Genomic DNA, 22,756 nt, shown 5'->3' with positions numbered 1-22,756 from the left:
GACAAATGTGCAAAAGTTTGCATGCAATACTTTGCGTGTTTGTGCAAAAAAATGCACGCTAGACAAACCGGAGATTTTGTGGATGTGGAGGAAAATAAAGCGCTTTCATATGGGTGGATGTATTGGCATGACTTTTGCAATACCTCATGCACTGGGAATCATCAAAATGGTCCCATGTGAAACATCCACGAACAACAACGATGACAACGATCGAGACTAGGGAGGTCACTTCAGTGAACATCTTTGATTACATGCAAAAGTACGACTACGAACAACTGGTTTTTTGTCAGGACGCAAATTCCGGTTTGAAAGCCATTATATGCATTCATGATACGACACTCGGCCCGGCGCTCGGCGGTACGCGCATGTGGCCGTACAAAACCGAAGAAGAAGCAATCATCGACGTACTGCGTCTCGGACGCGGGATGACATACAAAAATGCGGCAGCAGGCCTCAACATCGGCGGCGGAAAAGCCGTCATCATCGGCGATCCGCGCAAGCACAAGAGCGAAGAGCTGTTCCGCGCGTTCGGCCGCTACATCCAAGGGCTGAACGGTCGCTATATCACGGCAGAAGACGTGGGTACGACTGTTGCCGACATGGATATGATCCACCTGGAAACAGACTACGTGACAGGAGTATCGCCAGCGTTTGGTTCCAGCGGCAATCCGTCGCCGGTAACGGCTTACGGCGTCTACCGCGGGATGAAAGCAGCTGCCAAGCTCGCATTCGGCTCCGATGATCTCTCCGGACGTGTCGTAGCTGTCCAAGGGGTAGGGAACGTCGCCTACAACCTGTGCCGTCACCTGCATGAGGAAGGCGCTCACCTGATCGTCACCGACATCAACGAAGAGAACGTCAACCGCGCCGTGAATGACTTCGGAGCAAAAGCAGTGGGCGTGAACGAAATCTTCGGCGTCGAGTGCGACATTTTCTCTCCGTGCGCGCTGGGTGCTGTCATCAACGACGACACGATTCCGCTGCTGAAAGCAAAAGTGATCGCAGGTGCCGCCAACAACCAGCTGAAAGAAGAGCGGCATGGCGACCAAATCCACAACATGGGCATCATTTACGCGCCAGACTATGTCATCAATGCGGGCGGTGTTATCAACGTGGCTGACGAGCTGCAAGGCTACAACCGCGAGCGCGCCCTGAAAAAAGTCGAGACGATCTACGACAATATCCTCAAAGTATTCGAGATCGCCGAGCGCGACGGCATGGCTTCCTACCAGGCTGCGGACCGCATGGCGGAAGAGAGAATTGCCAGCGTGGCCAAATCGCGTAATACTTTCCTGCAAAACGGCAAGACTGTTTATCATCGCTAGGTAGCAAAGCTTGCCAGCCCCCTTTGGCCGTGCGCACAGGCTCGCGGCTAAGGGGATGTGCATGCGCATCGTTCTTTGAATATTCGTATTCGCTTGAAACCATGTGATGGAGAGTCCAAATGACCGGTCGCCCATCCTCGTGGTATTTCGCTGGAGGTTTTCGTAAGGAAGGGAGAGATCGAATATGTCTCAAGAGTTTGATCTGGTCGTTTTGGGCGGGGGAACCGGGGGCTATGTAGCGGCGATTCGCGCCTCCCAGCTCGGGATGAAGGTGGCGATCGTGGAAAAGGAAAAGCTGGGCGGGACATGTCTGCACCGCGGCTGCATTCCGTCCAAGGCGCTGTTGCGCAGCGCCGAAGTGTTTGCCACGCTGAAAGAAAGCGACAAATACGGGGTGATCGCGGGAGAAGTCGGCTACGATTTCGCCAAGATCCAGGAACGGAAGCAAGGCATCATCGAGCAGCTGCACAAAGGGGTCCAGTATCTGATGAAAAAAGGCAGCATCACCGTCTTTGAAGGCTTTGGCCGCGTCATGGGCCCATCCATCTTTTCGCCGCAGGCAGGCGCTGTGCGCATCGAAAAGGAAAACGGGGACCAGGAGATCATCGTCCCGCGCTTCCTTTTGCTTGCGACTGGATCGCGCCCGCGCACGTTGCCGGGACTCGTCATTGACGGCTCGTACGTCGTGACCAGCGACGAAGCCTTGCAATGGGAGCAGCTGCCCGAGTCGGTCATCATCGTGGGCGGCGGTGTAATCGGCATCGAATGGGCGTCCATGCTGAATGATTTTGGGGTGGAGGTCACAGTCGTGGAATACGCGGATCGCATCCTGCCGTTGGAAGATGAAGAAGTGAGCAAAGAGCTGACCCGCCTCTTGAAAAAACGCAAAGTCAACATCGTCACGTCGGCCAAGGTACTGCCCGAATCGCTGGAAAAAGGGGAAGGGCGCGTCATGCTTCAGGCAGAGACGGGAAGCGGCGTGCTGTCCTTTGAAGCGCAAAAGGTGCTCGTATCCGTCGGCCGGCAAGCGAATGTGGAAAACATCGGGCTGGAGGCGACCGAGATCAAGGTCGAGCGCGGCGTTGTAGTCGTCAACGAACATTTTCAGACAGCCGAATCGCACATCTACGCGATCGGGGATGTCATCGGCGGCTTGCAACTGGCGCACGTGGCTGCCCATGAAGGCATTCTGGCGGTGGAGCACATGGCTGGACTTCAGCCGCATCCGATGGACTACACGAAAGTACCGAAGTGCACGTACAGCCGTCCGGAAGTGGCGAACGTCGGCCTGACGGAAAAGGAAGCGAAGGAACAAGGGTTCGATGTCAAGGTCGGCAAATTCAGCTTCAAGCCGTTGGGGAAAGCGTTGGTACACGGTGAAAACGACGGTTTTGTCAAAGTCGTCGTGGATGCCAGAACGAACGATTTGCTCGGTGTTCATATGATCGGGCCGCATGTAACCGACATGATTTCGGAAGCAGGTCTGGCGCGCGTGCTCGATGCGACACCGTGGGAGATCGGCACGACGATCCACCCTCACCCGACGCTGTCGGAAGCGTTGATGGAAGCGGCATTGGCCGTTGATGGAAAAGCGATTCACAATTAGCGAGGAGGGGAACCGACGATGACAACCAAGCGTCATGAACAAGTAGGTTTGACGGACGCGCAAGTGCTCGACATGTATTATTACATGCTGCTCGCGCGTAAAATTGACGAGCGCCAGTGGCTGCTGAACCGTGCGGGGAAAGTTCCGTTCGTGATTTCCTGCCAGGGGCAGGAGGCAGCACAGGTAGGAGCCGCCTTCGCCCTGGAAGTCGGGAAAGATTACTTGTGCCCGTACTATCGTGACCTCGGACTGGTACTGGTATTCGGACAGACGGCCCGCGACTGCATGCTGTCCGCTTTTGCGAAAGTAGAAGATCCGAACAGCGGCGGGCGTCAGATGCCTGGCCACTTCGGCGGAAAAAAATACAACATTTTGACCGGTTCCTCGCCGGTGACGACCCAGGTCCCGCATGCGGTCGGGATGGCCTTGGCAGGGAAAATGCAGCAAAAGGATTTCGTCGTCTACGCTTCTTTCGGCGAAGGCTCCAGCAACCAGGGTGATTTCCACGAAGGGGCGAACTTTGCCGGGGTGCACAAGCTGCCAGTCATCTTCTTCTGCGAAAACAACAAGTACGCGATCTCGGTGCCGCTGAAAAAGCAGCTCGCCTGCGAAAGCGTGGCAGACCGTGCCATCGGATACGGCTTCCAGGGCGTGAGCGTGGATGGCAACGATCCGATCGAAGTGTACCGCGTCATGAAAGAAGCGGTCGAGCGCGCCCGCAGAGGTGAAGGTCCAACCTTGATCGAAGCCGTGGTGTACCGGCTGGTTCCACACTCCAGCGACGATGACGACCGTGTGTACCGGACGCGTGAAGAAGTCGAGGAAGCGAAAAAGAACGACCCGTTGATCGTGTTCGCCGCTTATTTGCGGGAAGTCGGCTTGCTTGACGAAAGTACGGAAAAAGATATGCTGGCGCGCGTGCAGCTGGAAGTGGACGAAGCGACGGAATATGCAGAGAATGCGCCGTATCCGACGCCGGAATCTACGCTGACACACGTATACGGGAAATAAAGGGGGGGAGCCAGATGGCGGTCATTTCGTTTATTGATGCGATTACGATGGCGATGCGGGAAGAAATGCGTCGCGATCCTAATGTTTTTGTGCTCGGTGAAGACGTCGGCGTGCGCGGCGGTGTGTTTCGCGCCACCGTGGGATTGATTGAGGAGTTTGGCGAGGAGCGCGTAATCGACACGCCGCTTGCAGAATCGGCGATCGTCGGCGTGGGGATTGGTGCGGCAGCTTACGGCATGCGCCCGATCGCGGAAATCCAGTTCGCTGATTTCATCATGCCGGCCGTGAACCAGATCGTCAGCGAAGCGGCGAAAATGCGCTATCGCTCCAACAACGACTGGAACTGCCCGATCACGATCCGCGCGCCTTTCGGGGGCGGCGTGCACGGCGCGCTCTACCACTCGCAATCGGTAGAAGCGATGTTTACGAACGTTCCCGGTCTGAAAGTCGTGGCGCCGTCCACGCCGTACGACGCAAAAGGGCTGCTCAAGGCAGCGATCCGCGACGACGATCCGGTGCTCTTTTTTGAACATAAACGCTGCTACCGCCTGATTAAAGGCGAAGTGCCCGAACACGATTACGTCCTGCCGATCGGCAAGGCAGACGTGAAACGGGAAGGGACGGACATCACGGTCATTTCGTACGGACTGACGCTGCACTTCTGCCTGCAGGCAGCGGAAAAGCTGGCGCAGGAAGGCATCAGCGCGCACGTCCTCGACCTGCGCACGCTGTACCCGCTGGACAAGGAGGCAATCGCGGAAGCTGCCTCCAAGACCGGAAAAGTGCTGATCGTGCACGAAGACAACAAAGAAGGCGGCGTCGGCGGCGAAGTTGCAGCGATCATTGCCGAGCAGTGTCTGTTTGACCTCGATGCGCCGATCAAGCGCCTGTGTGGTCCTGATGTACCGGCTATGCCGTACAGCCCGCCAATGGAAAAATTCTTTATGCTGAACCCGGATAAAGTGCTGGAAGCGATGCGGGAATTGGCCAACTTTTAAGGCGAGGAGGACCTTTGATCATGGCAACGAAAGTGCTAATGCCCCAACTCGGTGAGAGTGTAACGGAGGGCACGATCAGCAAATGGCTGGTCAAAGTAGGAGATACCGTCAAAAAATACGACCCGCTGGCAGAAGTGACAACGGATAAAGTAAACGCAGAGGTCCCTTCCACTGTCTCGGGCCGTGTCACTGAAATCGTCGTTCCGGAAGGCGAGACGGTCGCAGTCGGCGCGTTGATTTTGTACATTGAGGAAGGTGCAGAAGCGGGAGATGCTCCGGCAGCACAGCCAGAAGCACCAGCCGCAGCTGCTCCGGCGGCCGCTGTGCAAGCGGGGCCCCAGCAGTCGAACCAGGCAGCGGCGAAGGTGGCCGCTCCTGCACAGCATGCAGGAAAGCAGCGCTATTCTCCTGCCGTGTTGGCCTTGTCTCAGGAGCATGGCATCGACCTGTCCCGCGTGACAGGAACAGGTGCGGGTGGTCGCGTGACGAGAAGAGACGTGCAGGCGATCATCGACGCTGGCGGACAACAGCTGTCCGCTGTGCAACCGGCAGCAGCCGAGCAACCAGCGCCAGTTGTGCCTGCCTCGGCAGAAGCACAACCTGCGGCTGCCTCCGCCCCCAGCGCGCCAGCTGCATCGGCAGCTTCGCCAGCAGTCACAGCCGGTACCGGCGATCAGATCATCCCGGTTACGCCGGTTCGCCGCACGATTGCCAGCCGGATGGTCCAAAGCAAGCACGAGGCGCCGCATGCCTGGACGATGGTCGAGGTGGACGTGACCAATCTGGTCAACTTCCGCAACCAGGTAAAAGGCGAGTTCGCCCGCAAGGAAGGAATCAACCTGACGTTCCTGCCGTTCTTCATCAAGGCGGCGGTAGAGGCGCTCAAAGAATATCCGATGATCAACTCCACATGGGCCGGAGACAAGATCATCGTCAGGAAAAACATCAACATCTCCATCGCGGTGTCGACAGAAGACGCCCTGTACGTACCGGTCATCAAGGACGCCGACCAGAAGTCGATCCTTGGCATTGCGAAAGCTGTGGATGATCTGGCTGCCCGCACCCGTGCAGGCAAGCTGACGATGGAGGACATGACAGGCGGCACGTTCACCGTAAACAACACCGGTTCTTTCGGGTCGATCCAGTCCCAGCCGATTATCAATTCGCCGCAGGCGGCGATTCTCAGTGTCGAGTCCATTGTGAAACGCCCTGTGGTCATCAACGACATGATCGCGATCCGTTCCATGGTCAATCTGTGCATGTCGCTGGATCACCGCGTACTCGACGGACTTATTTGCGGACGTTTCCTGCAGAGCGTCAAGCAGAAGCTGGAGTCGATCGGGCCAGATACCAAGCTGTACTAGAAATTCGAGGTCAGACGCTTTTACAGGTCTGGCCTTTTCTATTTTGGGCGGCGAAAAACGAAAAAATTTTTTGCCGCTCCTAGAAACTGATGTAACTTTTTGCCGAATCGCTGCGTCTAACCGAATGTAGGCAGGGAGTCTATTATTTTCCGCAGAACAGATTTCCAGCAGAAAGCATTTATGGTAAACTGGTAGCGTTCTGCTAATAGAGAAAGTTATTGACTTTGGGTCAATGTGGGAGGAAAAACATGGAAAAGAGCAAAAAAGCATTGCCGATTGTGCTTGCTTCTGCACTGGCAGCTACTCCTTTGGTGGTTGTTCCGCAGCAAGCCAGCGCGCTGTCGAGCGTGACTGTGACGGCGGATGATGAAACGGCTGGAGAAGACAGCGAATACACGATTGAGTTTACGACAGGCAAGGACCTCGATGAAGGGGATACGATCACGATCAAGTTTGACTCCGCTTACGACGTCGACGACTCTATCGACGACTCTGACGTGGAAATTGACGGATACGACATCGATGACGTAGAGGTGGATGGCAACGAAATCATCATCACGCTGGACGAGCCGATCGATAAGGGAGAGGACCTTGAGATCACCATTTCGGACGGCATTACGAATCCGGACGATGAGGACACATACGAGGTCGGCGTGAAAACCTCCTCAGAGAATACGTTTAAATACGACGAGGTCGACATCCAGGAAGACGATAGCAGTTCTAGCGATGAGTTTGACGTATCGTTGAGCAGTCAAGTAGCAGGTGAAAAGGTTTCCATAGAGCTGGGCGACTTTGACCTCGATGGCAAAGACAAGCTGGAAGCGGGGAAAACCATCACTGTCATTTTCCCGGACGAAGATATGCTTCCAAGCAGCATCGACGAATCCGATGTCAAAGTAAACGGGAATACAGCCAAATCCGTCGATGTAGACGGCGATGAAGTGACTATCAAAGTGCCAAACGGTGCTGACGGGGACGACTACCTCGACCTGGAATTCCTGAAATCCGCCGGCATCACCAACCCGGAAAAGGCAGATGATTACACCTTCAAGGTGAAATACGACGGAACTACATACGAGTCCGAATCGTTCGACATCACAAAATCGAGCTCCAGTACGTCGACGGTAAACGGGGACTATACCGTGAACTTGTCCGATCCGACTGCAGGAGCACGCTCCAGCTATACATTTGAAACGGATTTCGGCAATAAAAAATTGCAGGCGGATTCTGATTTGATCATCGAGTTCCCATCGGCCGAGATGGTTCCGATGATTCTGAGTCCATCCGACTTTACGGTCAACGGCAAAACGCCGAAAAAAGTGGGTGCCCTGGGCAACAAGGTATACATCACGACTCCGAGCAATTTCAGCGCAGATAGCAATGTGAAAGTAGTGGTGGCCTACACAGCCTGGATCACCAACCCGAAAACGGCTGGTTCCTACACGCTGAAAGCGACGGTGGACGGCAAGACGATTACTTCCAAAGCGTTCTCGATCGGCGGCGGTACCGTGACTCCGACGACGCCAACGACACCTGCTCCTTCGACTCCGACGCCAGGACAAGTCGTCAATAACAGCACGGCTACCATCACCTTGACGAACACGGCGCTCGGCCAGACGACCGGTGTCAATGTCGCGATCAAAGGCTTGGGTGTCGGGCTGGCGAAGCAGCGCGACTTTATCGAGCTGGTATTCCCGGCAGGCTATAAAGTGCCTGCGTATATCGCTCCGACCAGCATCAGCGTAAACGGCGTAGCGGCCAACTACGTGGCTGTCCGCGGACAAAACGTGCTGGTGTATCCGTCCCAGGACATTCCTGCCGCTACAGCTGCCAACGTGGCCATCGCGGCGACCGCGAATATCGTGAACCCGACCGTGAAAAACGCATACAGCATCAGCGTATATACTTCCGAGGAGAAAGGGCTGCAATTCGCCCGTGCTGTCGGCGTAGGCATGCCTGCCCCGGCACAGCCAGCGACTCCGGCGCCAGTTCAACCAACGACGCCAGCACAGCCTTCCGCGGCGGTACCGGCGAATGCTGCGTTGTTTAAAGTAAATGCGAAGTCGTTCACCCTGCACGGCAAGTCATATCCGCTGCAAGTGGCGCCTTACCTCGCAGGAGGCAACACGACCATGGTTCCAGCGCAATTCTTCAAGGAAGCACTGGCGCTGACTACCCAATGGAACAACCAGTCCGTTGCGATCATCAGCGGAACGAAAGTGTTGAAATTCTCGGTCGGCTCCAACAAAGCGCGAATCGGAAGCCAGGAAGTGACACTTCCTGCTCCAGTCGTCTTGAAAGAGGGCATGCCGATGATTCCGGTCCGGTTTGTGACGGACAACCTTGGCTATAAAGTCGGCTGGGATGCCAAAACTTCCAGCGTATACGTATACCGTTAATCTGCGCCAAGCCACAAAGAATCCCCCTAGCCAGTGCGGCAAGGGGGATGTTTTTATTTCCACCGTTATTGAAAGTAGAAAAACATCGGAACAATCAGAGAGAGAACAAGAATGCCGATGAAAATTTTGGCAATCAAGGATTGCTTCACCTCATTGATCCTCCTTTCTGGTCGGGGAAATCAAACGGACAAGGAAAATTTCGGGGCTGCCGGCCAGCCTGTGTGCTAAAATTGTGATGAAACCGGATCAGACTCGTTGCAGATACCTCAATTTTACTGAATCGGACGAGCCGGAGCAACCATGGTTGTCCCGGCTGGAGCATCTGTCATGAGCATCTGACTGATGGGGAAACATGATTCCATAGAAAAGAAAAGGATGAGTTACTGTGAAAGCACCGAACAAAATCGCTCATATCGGAATTGCTGTCAGAAGCCTGGATCAGGTTCTTCCCTTTTATACCGAGCAACTTGGTCTGACCTTGCTCGGCACGGAGGAAGTGGCGAGCGAACAAGTCAGAGTCGCCTTTTTGGCAATCGGGGAAAGCCGCATCGAGCTTTTGGAACCGCTTTCGGCGGAGAGCCCGATAGCCAAGTTTATGGAAAAGCGCGGGGAAGGCATCCATCATATCGCCCTGGACGTGGACGATGTAGAGGCGCGTCTCGCCACCTTGAAAGAGCGCGGAGTTCCGTTGATTCATGAAAAGCCGAAAGACGGCGCACACCATGCCCGGATCGGTTTCCTGCATCCGAAAGCAGCCAACGGGGTCCTCTATGAGCTTTGTCAGTACCCGCAGGACGCAGACCGTACAGAATAAGCACAAGACAGCTTCCGGCTGTAAAATCACATTTGCTTAGTGGACGTTCTCATGGTAGAAAAAATTTTTTTGCGGTATACTGGAACTTGTGAACAGGTACCAAAATCGGGAAAAAATGAGGAGGCAACACTCGTGATCAATCAAGACCGTTTGTTAAACGAGTTTTTGGAGCTCGTCCAGATTGACAGTGAGACGAAAAACGAGGCGCAGATCAACAAAGTTCTGAAAGACAAGCTGATCGAGCTTGGCTTTACCGTACAGGAGGACGACGCCGCTGCCAAGACAGGCCATGGCGGGAACAACCTGATCGCAACTCTGGAAGGTACGGGGAATGGTCCGGTTATCCTGTTCAGCAGCCATATGGATACCGTGGTGCCTGGAAACGGGGTCAAGCCGCAAGTTCGTGACGGCTATGTCTACTCCGATGGAACGACAATTTTGGGCGCGGACGACAAAGCCGGGATTGCCGCGATTTTTGAAGGCATCCGCACCATGAAGGAAAAAAACCTGCCTCATCCGACGATCCAGGTCGTGCTGACGGTCGGTGAAGAATCTGGCCTGGTCGGCTCCCGTGCGATGGATTCCAGCCTGCTGAAGGCGGAAATGGGCTTTATCCTCGATTCCGAAGGACCAGTAGGGAAAATCACTGTGGCTGGTGCGGGTCAGTACCGGATCGTAACCAAAATTCACGGGAAAGCAGCGCATGCCGGGGTCAACCCGGAAGACGGCATCAGCGCCATCACTGTCGCCAGCAAAGCGATCTCGCGCATGCCTCTCGGTCGCATCGATAGCGACACGACTGCCAATATCGGCCGGTTCGAGGGTGGCAAGGCGTATAACATCGTGACCGACTATGTAGAAGTATGGTCGGAAGCGCGCAGCCTGGTAATGGATAAGCTGGAAGCGCAAGTGAAGAAAATGACCACCGCGTTTGAAGAAGCGGCAGCTGAAATGGGGGCTACCGTGGAGAACGACGTCATTTTCATGTACCATGGCTACAAGTTCAACGAAGAGACACCGGTCGTGAAAAAGGCGATCGAAGCGGTGAAACGTGTGGGACGCAATCCGGAGCTGGTCGCAAGCGGCGGGGGAAGCGACGGTAACGTATTCAACGGCTACAACATCCCAAGCGTAAACTTCGCGATCGGCTACGAAGAAATCCACACCAAAAACGAGCGCATGCCCATCGCCGAGCTGAACAAGGCGGCAGAATTGGTGCTTGCGGTCATCGAAGCAGTACAGGAATAAGACAGGAAAACCAGGTCGGGATGCCACAGGTGTCCCGGCTTTTTTCATCATGACATGATTGGGCCAAGCCGTAATGGTCATACAATGGAAAGAGACTGTGTCAAGCGACAGAAGGGAGGTTGGCTTATGCTATGTCTGGCAACAGGGACGGTTGTACAGGTCACGGAAAAACGACCGGGGTGGCAATTGCTGGATATAGCGATGGCTGAGACGGGCAGGCAGGAGAAAGCGATGTCGTTTGCGGACGAGGAATACCTTCCGGGGGAGGTGCTGATCGTAAACACGACCGCTGTCAGGCTGCAGCTCGGGACGGGCGGTTACCATCTGGTCGTGGGCAAAGCGGACCAGATGAGCGGGTGCGATCTGGCCCCGGGGAAGTGGGGGCATGTGATGAAAATGCGCTATTCCCCCTGGCAACTTGCTGTCGATTGCGTCGAGGAGCAGGAGAGCCCATACCACGAACTGTTCGTTCGGGACGACCTGTCACTGGAAGGTACGCCGGTTTTGATCGGGGAACTGCATAGCCTGCTGCCTGTCGCAGTGATCGCCTTGAAGGAAAATGATCCGGCAGCCAAAGTCGTCTACGTCATGCCGGACGGCGCCTCCCTGCCTATTGCCTTGAGCAGGCATGTCCATCGGTTGAAGCAAAAGGGATTGCTGACTGCGACAGTTACGACCGGTCATGCCTGGGGAGGGGATCGGGAGGCAGTCACCATCCACAGCGGTCTGCTCGCGGCTCGTCATGTCGAGAGAGCTGATGTCATAGTCTGCATGCTTGGCCCAGGTGTGGCAGGGACAGGGACTCCCTATGCCTTTTCCGGAATTCAGCTTGCGGAAGTTATTCATGCCGTCTCGGCGCTCGGCGGTTTTCCCCTGTTGATCCCGCGAATCAGTTTTGCGGACCCGCGCCAGCGCCATTTGGGAATCAGCCACCATACCCTCGCGCTGCTGACCCGGTATGTGCTTTGGCCCGTCGTGCTATCCCTGCCGCTGCTGGGCGACGAGCGAGATGGGCTGCTCGGCAAGCAAATGGCATTGTTGGCAAAAGGAGAAACGGGGAAAAAGCATCTGATCGTCAAAGGGAGAGTACCGAATATCGACAGAATCGCCCGGATGGAACGGGAATACGGCATGTCCTTTACAACTATGGGCAGGAGCTGGCAGACTGATGCCGTTCCGTTTCAGACCGCGGTGCTGGCGGCAGACCACCTCAGCGCGTGGCGGGCGGAACTGGCCCGTGCGTTCAGCGCCGACCCGCATGGCTTCTCCTCTCCAGATACGTTTGCAAGGTTAGCTCTTTTTTCGACCAAGTACGAAGGGCAGCCCTGATCTCCCACGCCTTGCCGACCATGCGCAACTGCTTTTCGCTTACATAGGTTTTCATCCTTGATCTCCTCCGCTACAATAGTGTGGACAAGCTTCATGCTCCCAACTTATGGTCGAATCGGAGCATTTAGAACGCAGAAAATAAACACGGGAGGTTTGTCATGAACAAATACGAGCATCTCCATGAAAAAACCATTTCCAGCCAGTCGATCTACGACGGACGGATTATCAAGGTGAAAGTCGATGAAGTCCAGTTGCCGAACGGAAAAACAGCGAAGCGGGAAATCGTTCATCATCAGGGAGCGGTCGCCGTCATGCCGATTACTGACGATGGAAAACTGGTAGCGGTGCGACAGTTTCGCAAGCCGCTGGAGCGGACGATTGTAGAAATTCCTGCCGGAAAGCTGGAGCCGGGAGAAGAGCCGCTCTCCTGCGCCATTCGGGAGCTGGAGGAGGAGACGGGCTATGTGGCGAAAAAGATGGAGCTGCTTAGTTCGTTTTACACCTCTCCCGGTTTCGCTGATGAGCTTCTCCATGTGTATGTGGCGACCGGCTTGACAAAGGGCGAGAGCCGGCCGGATGAAGACGAGTTTGTGGATGTGCTGGAGCTGACCTTGGCAGAAGCGCGGGAGCTGCACCGATCAGGAGAAATCCGGGATGCCAAGACCGTCGTCGCGCTGTTTGCGTGGGAGAACCGGATGCTGCGTTCGCATGGCTGAAAACGTGCTGCACGAATACTTCTGCGACATGCACATCCACATCGGCGGCACGCGCACAGGGAAGCCCGTGAAAATTACGGCCTCCCGCCAGATGACGCTGACCCGCATCCTGGAAGAGGCGTCGGAGCGCAAAGGAATGGATGTCGTCGGGATCATTGACGCTCATTCGCCCGAAGTTCAGGAGGAGCTGATCGATCTGCTGGAGAGCGGGGCGGCGATCGAGCATGCGGACGGAGGCATCCTGTACAAGGAGACGATGCTCATTTTGGGCTGCGAAGTGGAGATCAAGGAGGGGGAGCGCGGCGAGGCACACTTTCTCGCCTACATGCCGACCCTGCGCGAGATGCGCTCTTTTACCGAATGGCTGTCCGCTCGTTGCAAGAATGTCACGTTAAGCTCGCAGCGCATTCACGCCAGCTTCAAGGAACTGCAAAGCTGTGTGGAGGAGCTTGGCGGCCTGTTGATTCCGGCGCATATTTTCACGCCGCACAAAGGGCTGTACGGCAGCTGCGCGGATTCGCTCGCAGATGTGCTGGACCCGGCGAAGATCATTGCCGTCGAGCTTGGACTTAGCGCGAATACAGAGATGGCGGATCAGCTGTCCGAACTGCGGGACAAGACATTTCTTACCAATTCGGATGCCCACTCCCTCGGGAAAATCGGCAGGGAGTACCAGGTGATGCGGATGAAGGAGCGCTCCTACAAGGAGTGGGAAAAAGCCCTCCGCAGACAGGAGGGCAGGAGGGTGACGGTCAACTACGGGCTGCAGCCGCAGCTCGGCAAGTACCATTTGACGGCCTGCCAAAACTGCCAGTCTCTCTTGCCTGCCGATGCTTCGGGACGGTGTCCGGAGTGCGGCCACAAGCGCGTCGTCAGGGGGGTGGCCGCACGGATTGAACAGCTCGCCGACCTGCCAAAAGGACAGCATCCGGTTCATCGTCCGCCCTATGTTGAGCAGGTCCCGCTCGAATTTATCCCGGGCGTGGGACCAAGGCTGCTGCAAAAGCTGTACGCCTCATTCGGTACGCAAATGAACGTGCTGCATCGGGTGGGATATGAGGAGCTGGCGGCGGTAGCGGGTGAAAAAATCGCCTCTCTGATCGAAAAGGCCAGAACAGGCGCGCTGGCAGTCGAAGCGGGGGGAGCCGGGACATACGGCAGAATCGTCCAGGAGTGAATGAGTGATTGGCATAGCGTATTCCTCGTCCGCATAGGCTGTACAGTAAACAGCGAAGCGGGAGGCGACGCAACGTGCGTTCACGAGTCGGACAAACTATCCATACGTATGCGAAGGATCATCAGTCGCTCTATTGGTTCACGATCGTCCTCTTCACCATGGGTATCATTTTCGGAGCCGTGCTTGTCAATTCCTTGCCGCTTTCCCAAAAGCAGGAGCTGTCCGGTTTCCTCCAATATTTTTTCAACAGCTTGTCGACGCAGGGGATACCTGAATCAAGCGGACACTTCTATGAAGCGTTCGGGCATTATGCCAAAACGGTGGCGATCATGTGGGTGCTCGGCCTGTCCATTATCGGCCTGCCAATGATCCTGCTCATGCTGTTTTTGAAAGGAGTTGTCGTCGGCTTTACTGTCGGCTTTCTGGTTAACCAACTGCAATGGCACGGGGTCACGTTTGCCATGATGGGTGTGCTGCCGCAAAATTTGCTGGTCGTTCCGGCGCTGTTCATCGTGGGCGTGAGCGGAATTTCCTTTTCCTTGCGATTGATCAAGACGAGGCTGGTCAGCAAACGGGATGGCATTCTGCCGCACTTTGTGAGCTATACCGCACTTGTGGTCTGTATGCTGGCGGTGCTGACGCTGGCTGCCTTGTTCGAGACGTTTGTCTCGCCGAAGCTGATGCAGCTCGTCCTTACTTAATAATGATTCTCATGTAAGAACTTCTGTATTTGACTTATCCAAGTACCCTCTACTATAATAGGAACAGGTTTCATGCGAGCGGGGAGGGGCATTAATGTTGGAAGAAAAATTAGAGAAAATCAAGCAACAATTGCATTCGCAAAATTACAAGTTGACACCACAGCGTGAAGCCACTGTTCGCGTGCTGTTGGAAAACGAGGAAGACCATCTGAGCGCGGAAGATGTCTATCTCCTGGTGAAGGACAAAGCTCCGGAAATCGGACTTGCCACTGTATACCGGACGTTAGAGCTTTTGAGCGAATTGAAAATCCTTCACAAAATGAACTTTGGCGATGGCGTAGCGCGGTACGATCTGCGTGATGACAATGCAGCCTATCATCACCACCATCTGATCTGCCTGAACTGTGGCACCGTCGATGAAATATTTGAAGACCTGCTCGTCACGGCAGAAGAAAAAGTCAAGAATGTTTACAACTTTTACATTACCGACCACCGCTTGACCTTCTACGGCATTTGCAATCGTTGCATCGATAAGGTCAACGTAGAGGACTTCAAATAAGAAAACTTCTCTGGGAACGGAGAAGTTTTTTCTTTTTCTTCCCGGATACCCCAGCAGGTTATGGTCATCGAATCCGTGTGGCATTATATTAAAGGTAACAGGACAGAGGCGGCCTGACCGATATTCCGCTCCAGCGTTGAATGAAGGCGCGGACAAGAGCATATAATGGATGGAAACGAAGAGGAGGGGTGAATATGCGGTTCCCGTACCGCCGCATCATGGAGGGGCTGCGTTTTTTGCTTCTGTTCGTGACGTGCACCTTGCTCTCCTATGGAATCATCGCGTTGTTGTCCGAAAAGCTGCTCCCCGCCAACCCGTATGAAGAGCCGCACGGAAACGCCGTAAAGGTGATCGCGCTCGTCAATTCCCCGCAGACGCAGGATCTGGAAGGATACTTCTCGAGGCTGCAGCTGTTTTACCTGACTGGCGAGTAAGTTGCGGATTCGCGTCTGCCATCATTTTTTTGTGAGTAAAGCAGGAGTTTCTTTTTCGGCGTGGAAAAATGTACAGGATACTTATCACCTGAAGGGGACAGCTTCATGGACAGTCTGATTGATCAATTCATCCATTATCTCGCTGTAGAAAAAGGGCTATCGCGCAACACCCTGGAATCGTATCAGCGGGATATGGTGGCCTATACCACGTATTTGCAGGAACAAGGCGTCACCCGTATCGAGGATTCGACGCGGATGCAGATCGTAGGGTACTTGCTTGAACTGCGGGAAAAAGGGAGGGCCACGGCCACGCTCTCGCGGAACATGGCGTCGATCCGAGCATTCTACCAGTTTCTCGTTCGGGACAAATACATCGAAAAGGACCCGTCGATCCATCTGGAGACGCCGAAGATCGAGAAGCGGCTGCCAAAGGTGCTCTCCATCGAAGAAGTGGAGCGGCTGCTGGACAGTCCTCCCGTTCATCATCCTGCAGGGCTGCGAGACAAGGCGATGCTTGAGCTATTGTACGCGACAGGGATTCGCGTCTCCGAGCTGGTCAATCTCGACGCAGCGGATGTGAATCTCGAAATGGGTTTTGTGAAATGCATGGGTAAAGGCTCCAAGGAACGGATTATTCCACTGGGCTCTGTCGCCATTCAGATGGTGCGGCACTACTTGCAAGCAGGCCGTCCCAAGCTGGTCAAAGGGACGGGTGAGACGGCGCTGTTTTTGAATCATCTGGGAAAGCAGATCACAAGGCAAGGTTTTTGGAAGATCATCAAGCGATATGCACAGAAAGCCGACATTCGTACGGAGATCACGCCGCATACGCTTCGCCATTCGTTTGCCACTCACCTGCTGGAAAATGGAGCAGACTTGCGTTCCGTACAGGAAATGCTCGGTCATGCAGATATTTCCACCACCCAGATTTACACGCACGTCACACGCACCCGGATCAAGGACATATATGCCAAGACTCACCCGCGGGCATAATCGGCGCGGTGGGCAGGGCGATACCAAAAGAGACAAGAGACTCCGTCATACTGTGAGGCGGAGCAAACTTTTTTGCATCAGGTCAGACGTCTGACGACTTGATCGCAAACGATACTTATTTTGGAACTGGAGGCGTTTGCATTGCGTTTTTCTCGAGTATTTTTGATCGTTATGGACAGCGTGGGTATCGGAGAACTTCCGGACGCGCCCCGATTCCATGATGAAGGCGCGCACACCCTGGGGCACATTGCCGAACGGGTAGAGGGCTTTCGTCTGCCCAATCTGGAAAAGCTGGGGCTGGGCAATATCGCGCCCTTGAACAATGTGCCGCCAGCCGCAACGCCGCTCGCCCACTATGGCAAAATGCAGGAGATTTCCATGGGCAAGGACACGACGACAGGGCACTGGGAAATCATGGGGCTGCATGTCTCGACCCCGTTCAACACATATCCGGACGGGTTTCCGGCCAGCCTGATTCAGGAGTTCGAGCAGCGGATCGGCCGCAAGGTGCTGGGCAACAAAGTCGCATCTGGCACGGATATTCTCGACGAACTGGGCGAGCAGCATATGAAAACGGGCGACGTGATCGTCTATACGTCGGCCGACAGCGTATTCCAGGTGGCTGCGCATGAAGATGTCGTGCCGCTGGAGGAGCTGTACCGCATCTGCCAGATCGCGCGTGAGCTGACGCTGCGCGACGAATATGCGGTTACGCGCGTGATCGCACGGCCATTCGTAGGGGAGCCAGGCAACTTCACGCGGACGTCGAACCGCCACGACTACTCGGTGAAGCCGTTTGCCCCGACGGTCATGAACCGTTTGCAGGACGCCGGGCTGGCTTCCATCGCCATCGGCAAGATCAGCGACATTTACGCCGAAGAAGGAGTCACGAAGGCGATCCGCACGAAAGATAACATGGACGGAGTCGACCAGCTGCTCGCCACGATGAAAGAGACATTCACGGGACTTAGCTTTGTCAATCTCGTCGACTTTGACGCCAAATTCGGCCATCGCCGCGATCCTCAAGGATACGGTCAAGCGCTCATGGAGTTCGACGCGCGCATTCCGGAGCTGTTGTCCGCAATGGGAGACGAGGACCTGCTCATCATTACTGCAGACCACGGTAATGATCCGGTTCACCACGGCACCGACCATACGCGGGAATACGTGCCGCTGCTCGCTTACCACAAAGGCATCGCAGCCGGGACGGATCTCGGCATTCGCGAGACGTTTGCCGATCTGGGAGCAACGATTGCGGATAATTTTGGTGTGCAACTGCCCGTGATCGGAAAAAGCTTCCTGAGTCATTTATAAAGATGAAGTGTTTATAAACATTTATATAGAAGAAACAGATATAAAGGAGTGTTTCTCGTGGCAAATTTCCATGAAGCAGTCGCCTATATTCAACCAAAAGTGACAGAAAAACCTACCATCGGCCTGGTGCTCGGCTCCGGTCTCGGCGTGCTGGCAGATGAAATCGAGAATCCGGTTGTCATTCCGTATCACGAAATTCCCGGTTTCACTGTATCGACTGTTGTGGGCCACAAAGGACAGCTCGTCATCGGCAAGCTGCAGGGCAAACAGGTCGTGGCTATGCAAGGACGCTTCCACTTTTATGAAGGCCATGGCCTCGACGCTGTCGTCTTCCCGATTCGCGTGATGAAGCTGCTCGGAGTCGAGACGATCATCGTGACGAATGCAGCAGGGGGCATCAATGAAAACTTCGATCCAGGCAACCTCATGCTCATTTCCGACCATATCAACATGACGTTCCGCAATCCGCTGATCGGCCCGAATGACGAGGAGATGGGCCCTCGCTTCCCGGACATGTCGGAGGCGTACTCCAGGGAGCTGCGCCAGTTGGCGAAAGAAGTGGCAGCGGAGCAGGGCATCGAACTGCGTGAAGGGGTGTACGTGGGCCTGCTCGGGCCAAGCTACGAGACGCCGGCGGAGATCCGCATGCTTCGCATTTTGGGCGGGGACGCTGTCGGCATGTCCACAGTTCCGGAAGTTATCGCGGCTCGCCATATGGGCGTGAAAGTGCTCGGCATTTCGTGCATCAGCAATATGGCTGCCGGCATTCTGGAGCAGCCGCTGTCCCACGACGAAGTGATGGAAACGACCGAAAAAGTAAAAACACAGTTCCTGTCGCTGGTAAACGGGATCGTTGCCAAGCTGTAAGCGGGAGTCAAAAGGAGGGACATGCGATGCGCATGGTCGATATTATCGCCAAAAAAAGAGACGGCGGCGAACTTACGACAGAAGAAATCCAGTTTCTGATCAAAGGATATACAGAGGGGAGCATTCCCGACTACCAGATGTCAGCGTGGGCGATGGCGGTCTATTTTCGCGGGATGACACCGCGGGAGACCGGCGATCTGACCTTGGCAATGGCAGGCTCCGGCGAGCAGTTGGACCTGTCGTCACTTTCCGGTATCAAAGTCGACAAGCACAGCACAGGCGGAGTGGGGGACAAGACGACGCTTGTGGTCGCCCCTCTCGTCGCGGCAGCAGGCATTCCGGTCGCCAAGATGTCCGGTCGCGGCCTGGGCTATTCCGGCGGGACGATTGACAAGCTGGAGTCGTTTGCAGGCTTTGCGGTAGAGCGCACGCGCGAGCAGTTTTTGCAGCAGGTGCGCGATATCGGCGTGTCGGTCATTGGACAGTCCGGCAACCTGACGCCGGCAGATAAAAAGCTGTACGCCCTGCGTGATGTGACGGCGACCGTCGAAGCGGTTCCGCTGATCGCCAGTTCCATCATGTCCAAAAAAATCGCGGCCGGCGCAGATGCCATCCTGCTCGACGTAAAAGTCGGGAAGGGCGCGTTTATGAAAAACCTGGAGGAGGCAGAGACGCTGGCGCGCGCGATGGTGGAGATTGGCAGTCAGGTTGGGCGCAAGACAGTGGCGGTTATCAGCGACATGAACCAGCCGCTGGGCTTTGCTGTGGGGAATGCTCTGGAAGTGAAAGAGGCAATCGAGACGCTGGCAGGCAGAGGTCCGCGCGATTTGACCGAGCTGGCGCTGGCAATCGGCTCGCGCATGCTCGTGCTGGGCGGTCTGGTCGCGGGCGAGCAGGAGGGACGCGCCAAGCTGGAGGAAATTATGGCTTCCGGAGCGGCAGTGGAGAAGCTTGCCCAAATGGTCGAGGCCCAAGGCGGAGACAAGCGCGAAGTGTATGAGCCGGAGCGTTTGCCGCAGGCGGCGATCCGCCACGAAGTCATCGCCCAGACAGACGGCTTTGTAGCCGGGATCGACGCAGAGGCTGTCGGTCATGCTTCGGTCGTGCTCGGGGCAGGCCGTTTGACGAAAGAGATGGGCATCGATTTGGCGGTGGGATTCGTCCTGCACAAAAAACGCGGGGATGCCGTCCGCGCCGGTGATGTGCTCATGACCATTCATGCGAACAAAGAGGAGCTTTTGCGCAGCGCTCTCCAGGAATTGGAAGGGGCGTTCGATATTGCGGCGAATCCCCCGGCGGAGCAGCCGCTCATTTATAAAATCATGGAATAAAGCAATTGCTTTGCAGGTTAAGGAAAGAGGTATGCAGACAGCAGCGCTGCACGCCTCTTTTCCGTTAAATTCATATCGCATTTGAATGGATTTAAGTGTGGGGATCATATTTTCAATTTGCCGTCTGCGAGGTAAGATAGAGGGAGAAATTCGAGAAAAAATATTTGATGGGTCATGCGCTCTTTATAATGTTTTATTTTTCTACTTGTCAAATTTCGTTGACACCACTATCAATTCAGATTACTTTTAATGTAACAAAGATATTGTAAAAGATTTTTGCGAATTTCGTAAAAAAAGGACGGAGGTTCCCGGAAAATCGTATGTATGAAAAAGCTAGACCATGTTGACAAGCAGATCCTGCAAATTCTTCAGGAAGACGGACGAACACCGTATACAGAAATCGCGCATCAACTTGGTGTTAGTGAAGGTACGATTCGCTCTCGCATCACTCGCTTGTTGCAAGACGGGGTCTTCCAATTCGTGATCCATCCCGACCGTGAAAAGCTGGGACTACATGTACAGGCGATTATCGGTTTGACCACGAAGCTCGGCATGCAGAAATATGTTGCAGAGGAGCTGAGCAAGATCAGTGCCGTGCGGTTCGTGGGTGCGTTCAGCGGTAAGCACGACTTGATCATCCAAGCGTGTTTCCATACCAATGATGAACTGATCACCTTTGTCAACGAACGACTCTCTCAAATTGAAGGAATTGCTGCAGCGGATGTGTCTCTGGAGTTGAAGCAGTACAAAGATTCCTTCTCTTTCGTTCAGGAAGACGGGGTGACCTTGCAGTGAAAGGAGTTGATGCCGTCCAGCCGAAGTCGATTTGCTTCGCGTTACGTTCCTTTTTTCGCCCTTTATTTTCTGAAAAAAGACAAAAAAGAAAAATGTAATGGGGGTAATTGCGTTGAAAAAGAATATTTTTGCACTGGTAAGTTCTGTAGCCGTTCTGGGAACCGCTCTCGCTGGCTGCGGCGGGGGACAACAAGCTGCTGAGCCGGCACAACAACCTGCCGGCAACACTCAATCCCAAACACCTGCTGCGCCTGCGGAGAAAAAACCGCAAGTGCTGCGGATCAACCTTCACTCGGAGCCGCCGACAGCTGACCCTGGCATTGCAGAGGATACGACTTCCGGTGCCGTGATTCTGGCCACCTTTGACGGCTTGACCCGGATTGGCGCGGACGAAAAACCGCACGAAGCAGCAGCGGAGAGCTACACCGTCTCTGACGACAAGCTCACGTACACCTTCAAAATCCGCGATGCCAAGTGGAGCAACGGTGATCCAGTAACAGCGCATGACTTTGAATACGCCTGGAAGCGCGCTCTCGATCCAAAAACGGCTTCCAACTACGCTTATCAGCTGTACTACATCAAAAACGGGGAAAAAGCGAACAAAGGCGAGGCCAAGCTGGACGACGTCGGAGTAAAAGCACTTGACGACAAAACTCTGGAAGTAAAACTGGAGAACCCAACTCCATTCTTCCTGGAACTGCTGGCATTCCGTACCTACTTCCCGGTAAACCAAAAAGTCGTGGAAGCGAACGGAAAATGGGCTGGTGAAGCAGCAACTCACGTAGGGAACGGACCGTTCAAAATTGAGTCTTGGGAACATAAGAGCAAAATGGTGCTCGTGAAAAACGAAAACTATTGGGACAAGGACAACGTAAAGCTCGACAAGATCGAGTTCTCCATGGTAGAAGACGAAAATACCGAGCTGTCCATGTTTGAAAACGGTGAGCTTGACTGGGCAGGGGCGCCAATGAGCTCATTGCCGACAGATGCGATTCCGGCCTTGAAAGAGCAAGGCAAAATTACGACCAAGCCAATTGCCGGCACTTACTGGTATAAATTCAATACTGAGAAGCCGCCGTTTAACAACGTCAAAATCCGTAAAGCGTTTGCGTTTGCGATCGATCGCCAAGGGCTGATCGACAACATCCTGCAGACTGGTCAACTTCCGGCAACCGGTGCAGTACCGCCTTCCATGGTGCTGAATCCGAACGGCTACTTCAAAGATAATGACGTAGAAACCGCGAAAAAGTTGCTGGATGAGGGAATGAAAGAACTCGGAATTTCCAAATTGCCTCCGATTACGCTGTCGTACAACACTTCCGAAGCGCACAAAAAGATTGCTGAGGCGATCCAGGACCAATGGAAGAAAAACCTCGGCGTTGATGTGAAGCTCGAAAACAAAGAGTGGAAAGTATATCTTGAAGACTTGCACGAAGGGAACTTCCAGGTCGGACGGATGGGCTGGCTGGGCGACTTCAACGACCCGATCAACTTCCTCGAGCTGTACAAGGACAAAAATGGCGGCAACAACGATACCCGTTGGGAAAATCCGAAGTTCAAAGAGCTGCTGAACAAATCTTCCCTCGAATCTGACCTCGACAAACGCAAACAGATTTTGGCGGAAGCAGAACAAGTGCTGATGGATGACATGCCGATCATGCCGATCTACTTCTACACCGAGTCCTGGGTGCAAAATCCGAATGTCAAAGGCGTTCAAATCACCGGTCTTGGAGACATAGACTGGAAAGGCGCATACATCGAGTAATACCGTTTTC

The 22,756-nt window shown here is 54.5% G+C and carries 20 protein-coding genes; all 20 read left to right on the top strand.

Going from position 1 to position 22,756, the window contains the following annotated elements; all coding sequences use genetic code 11:
* The first annotated feature begins 233 nt into the window (after positions 1 to 233).
* Entirely contained in the window at positions 234 to 1,325 is a 1,092-nt protein-coding gene (locus tag ACFSO0_RS18225; protein WP_376882710.1) for a Glu/Leu/Phe/Val dehydrogenase dimerization domain-containing protein, read from the top strand.
* A 184-nt stretch (positions 1,326 to 1,509) separates the two neighbouring features.
* Positions 1,510 to 2,931: a dihydrolipoyl dehydrogenase gene (gene lpdA / locus ACFSO0_RS18220; RefSeq protein WP_376882708.1), complete on the top strand. Its 1,422-nt coding sequence runs from the start codon at positions 1,510 to 1,512 to the stop codon at positions 2,929 to 2,931.
* An 18-nt stretch (positions 2,932 to 2,949) separates the two neighbouring features.
* Positions 2,950 to 3,942, top strand: coding sequence for a thiamine pyrophosphate-dependent dehydrogenase E1 component subunit alpha (locus tag ACFSO0_RS18215; RefSeq protein WP_376882707.1), 993 nt, complete (start codon positions 2,950 to 2,952; stop codon positions 3,940 to 3,942).
* Between the two features lie 14 nt (positions 3,943 to 3,956).
* Positions 3,957 to 4,940 (top strand): alpha-ketoacid dehydrogenase subunit beta, encoded by a 984-nt coding sequence (locus tag ACFSO0_RS18210; protein WP_376882705.1) that lies wholly within the window; start codon positions 3,957 to 3,959, stop codon positions 4,938 to 4,940.
* Positions 4,941 to 4,960: 20 nt separating this feature from the next.
* A complete protein-coding gene (locus tag ACFSO0_RS18205) occupies positions 4,961 to 6,304 on the top strand; it encodes a dihydrolipoamide acetyltransferase family protein (RefSeq protein WP_376882702.1) in 1,344 nt (447 codons plus the stop codon).
* 248 nt (positions 6,305 to 6,552) lie between these two features.
* Positions 6,553 to 8,703, top strand: a complete 2,151-nt coding sequence (locus ACFSO0_RS18200; RefSeq protein WP_376882699.1) for a copper amine oxidase N-terminal domain-containing protein — start codon at positions 6,553 to 6,555, stop codon at positions 8,701 to 8,703.
* 385 nt (positions 8,704 to 9,088) lie between these two features.
* Positions 9,089 to 9,517, top strand: coding sequence for a methylmalonyl-CoA epimerase (mce, locus tag ACFSO0_RS18195; RefSeq protein ID WP_376882696.1), 429 nt, complete (start codon positions 9,089 to 9,091; stop codon positions 9,515 to 9,517).
* A gap of 132 nt (positions 9,518 to 9,649) precedes the next feature.
* Entirely contained in the window at positions 9,650 to 10,765 is a 1,116-nt protein-coding gene (locus ACFSO0_RS18190; RefSeq protein WP_376882693.1) for a M20/M25/M40 family metallo-hydrolase, read from the top strand.
* A 126-nt stretch (positions 10,766 to 10,891) separates the two neighbouring features.
* On the top strand, positions 10,892 to 12,094 hold the full coding sequence (locus ACFSO0_RS18185; RefSeq protein WP_376882690.1) for a DUF3866 family protein: 1,203 nt from the start codon (positions 10,892 to 10,894) through the stop codon (positions 12,092 to 12,094).
* 158 nt (positions 12,095 to 12,252) lie between these two features.
* Positions 12,253 to 12,810, top strand: coding sequence for an NUDIX domain-containing protein (locus ACFSO0_RS18180; RefSeq protein WP_376882688.1), 558 nt, complete (start codon positions 12,253 to 12,255; stop codon positions 12,808 to 12,810).
* On the top strand, positions 12,803 to 13,987 hold the full coding sequence (locus ACFSO0_RS18175) for an endonuclease Q family protein (RefSeq protein ID WP_376882686.1): 1,185 nt from the start codon (positions 12,803 to 12,805) through the stop codon (positions 13,985 to 13,987). Before ACFSO0_RS18180 ends, ACFSO0_RS18175 begins: the two co-directional genes overlap by 8 nt.
* A 74-nt stretch (positions 13,988 to 14,061) precedes the next feature.
* Positions 14,062 to 14,688: a stage II sporulation protein M gene (spoIIM, locus tag ACFSO0_RS18170; protein ID WP_376882683.1), complete on the top strand. Its 627-nt coding sequence runs from the start codon at positions 14,062 to 14,064 to the stop codon at positions 14,686 to 14,688.
* Positions 14,689 to 14,782: 94 nt separating this feature from the next.
* Positions 14,783 to 15,247, top strand: a complete 465-nt coding sequence (gene fur / locus ACFSO0_RS18165) for a ferric iron uptake transcriptional regulator (RefSeq protein ID WP_275296701.1) — start codon at positions 14,783 to 14,785, stop codon at positions 15,245 to 15,247.
* A gap of 194 nt (positions 15,248 to 15,441) precedes the next feature.
* Positions 15,442 to 15,681 (top strand): YqzK family protein, encoded by a 240-nt coding sequence (locus ACFSO0_RS18160; protein WP_376882680.1) that lies wholly within the window; start codon positions 15,442 to 15,444, stop codon positions 15,679 to 15,681.
* Positions 15,682 to 15,786: 105 nt separating this feature from the next.
* The gene (gene xerD / locus ACFSO0_RS18155; RefSeq protein WP_376882678.1) at positions 15,787 to 16,674 is read left to right on the top strand and encodes a site-specific tyrosine recombinase XerD; all 888 of its coding nucleotides are present in this window, start codon (positions 15,787 to 15,789) and stop codon (positions 16,672 to 16,674) included.
* Between the two features lie 141 nt (positions 16,675 to 16,815).
* Entirely contained in the window at positions 16,816 to 17,988 is a 1,173-nt protein-coding gene (gene deoB, locus ACFSO0_RS18150; protein ID WP_376882676.1) for a phosphopentomutase, read from the top strand.
* Between the two features lie 57 nt (positions 17,989 to 18,045).
* A complete protein-coding gene (locus ACFSO0_RS18145) occupies positions 18,046 to 18,855 on the top strand; it encodes a purine-nucleoside phosphorylase (RefSeq protein ID WP_376882674.1) in 810 nt (269 codons plus the stop codon).
* Between the two features lie 26 nt (positions 18,856 to 18,881).
* Positions 18,882 to 20,186 carry a pyrimidine-nucleoside phosphorylase gene (locus ACFSO0_RS18140; protein WP_376882672.1) on the top strand — a complete coding sequence of 435 codons (1,305 nt, stop codon included), beginning with the start codon at positions 18,882 to 18,884 and terminating at the stop codon, positions 20,184 to 20,186.
* Between the two features lie 324 nt (positions 20,187 to 20,510).
* Complete coding sequence (locus ACFSO0_RS18135; protein WP_376882669.1) at positions 20,511 to 20,981, top strand: Lrp/AsnC family transcriptional regulator; 471 nt, start codon at positions 20,511 to 20,513, stop codon at positions 20,979 to 20,981.
* A 112-nt stretch (positions 20,982 to 21,093) separates the two neighbouring features.
* Positions 21,094 to 22,746 carry a peptide ABC transporter substrate-binding protein gene (locus ACFSO0_RS18130; RefSeq protein WP_376882667.1) on the top strand — a complete coding sequence of 551 codons (1,653 nt, stop codon included), beginning with the start codon at positions 21,094 to 21,096 and terminating at the stop codon, positions 22,744 to 22,746.
* Positions 22,747 to 22,756: the final 10 nt, after the last annotated feature.

Source organism: Brevibacillus sp. GCM10020057 (assembly GCF_042683565.1).
In the GTDB taxonomy this organism is placed as follows: domain Bacteria; phylum Bacillota; class Bacilli; order Brevibacillales; family Brevibacillaceae; genus Brevibacillus.
Note: the sequence above shows the minus strand (reverse complement) of the source record. Positions and strands in the feature narration are given on the sequence as shown.

What these genes read in the sequence shown, in the direction of transcription:
- lpdA (WP_376882708.1), top strand. Translation starts at nt 1,510, where the DNA reads ATGTCTCAAGAGTTTGATCTGGTCGTTTTGGGCGGGGGAACCGGGGGC.
- ACFSO0_RS18215 (WP_376882707.1), top strand. Translation starts at nt 2,950, where the DNA reads ATGACAACCAAGCGTCATGAACAAGTAGGTTTGACGGACGCGCAAGTG.
- ACFSO0_RS18210 (WP_376882705.1), top strand. Translation starts at nt 3,957, where the DNA reads ATGGCGGTCATTTCGTTTATTGATGCGATTACGATGGCGATGCGGGAA.
- ACFSO0_RS18205 (WP_376882702.1), top strand. Translation starts at nt 4,961, where the DNA reads ATGGCAACGAAAGTGCTAATGCCCCAACTCGGTGAGAGTGTAACGGAG.
- ACFSO0_RS18200 (WP_376882699.1), top strand. Translation starts at nt 6,553, where the DNA reads ATGGAAAAGAGCAAAAAAGCATTGCCGATTGTGCTTGCTTCTGCACTG.
- ACFSO0_RS18185 (WP_376882690.1), top strand. Translation starts at nt 10,892, where the DNA reads ATGCTATGTCTGGCAACAGGGACGGTTGTACAGGTCACGGAAAAACGA.
- ACFSO0_RS18180 (WP_376882688.1), top strand. Translation starts at nt 12,253, where the DNA reads ATGAACAAATACGAGCATCTCCATGAAAAAACCATTTCCAGCCAGTCG.
- ACFSO0_RS18175 (WP_376882686.1), top strand. Translation starts at nt 12,803, where the DNA reads ATGGCTGAAAACGTGCTGCACGAATACTTCTGCGACATGCACATCCAC.
- fur (WP_275296701.1), top strand. Translation starts at nt 14,783, where the DNA reads ATGTTGGAAGAAAAATTAGAGAAAATCAAGCAACAATTGCATTCGCAA.
- ACFSO0_RS18160 (WP_376882680.1), top strand. Translation starts at nt 15,442, where the DNA reads ATGCGGTTCCCGTACCGCCGCATCATGGAGGGGCTGCGTTTTTTGCTT.
- xerD (WP_376882678.1), top strand. Translation starts at nt 15,787, where the DNA reads ATGGACAGTCTGATTGATCAATTCATCCATTATCTCGCTGTAGAAAAA.
- ACFSO0_RS18140 (WP_376882672.1), top strand. Translation starts at nt 18,882, where the DNA reads ATGCGCATGGTCGATATTATCGCCAAAAAAAGAGACGGCGGCGAACTT.
- ACFSO0_RS18135 (WP_376882669.1), top strand. Translation starts at nt 20,511, where the DNA reads ATGAAAAAGCTAGACCATGTTGACAAGCAGATCCTGCAAATTCTTCAG.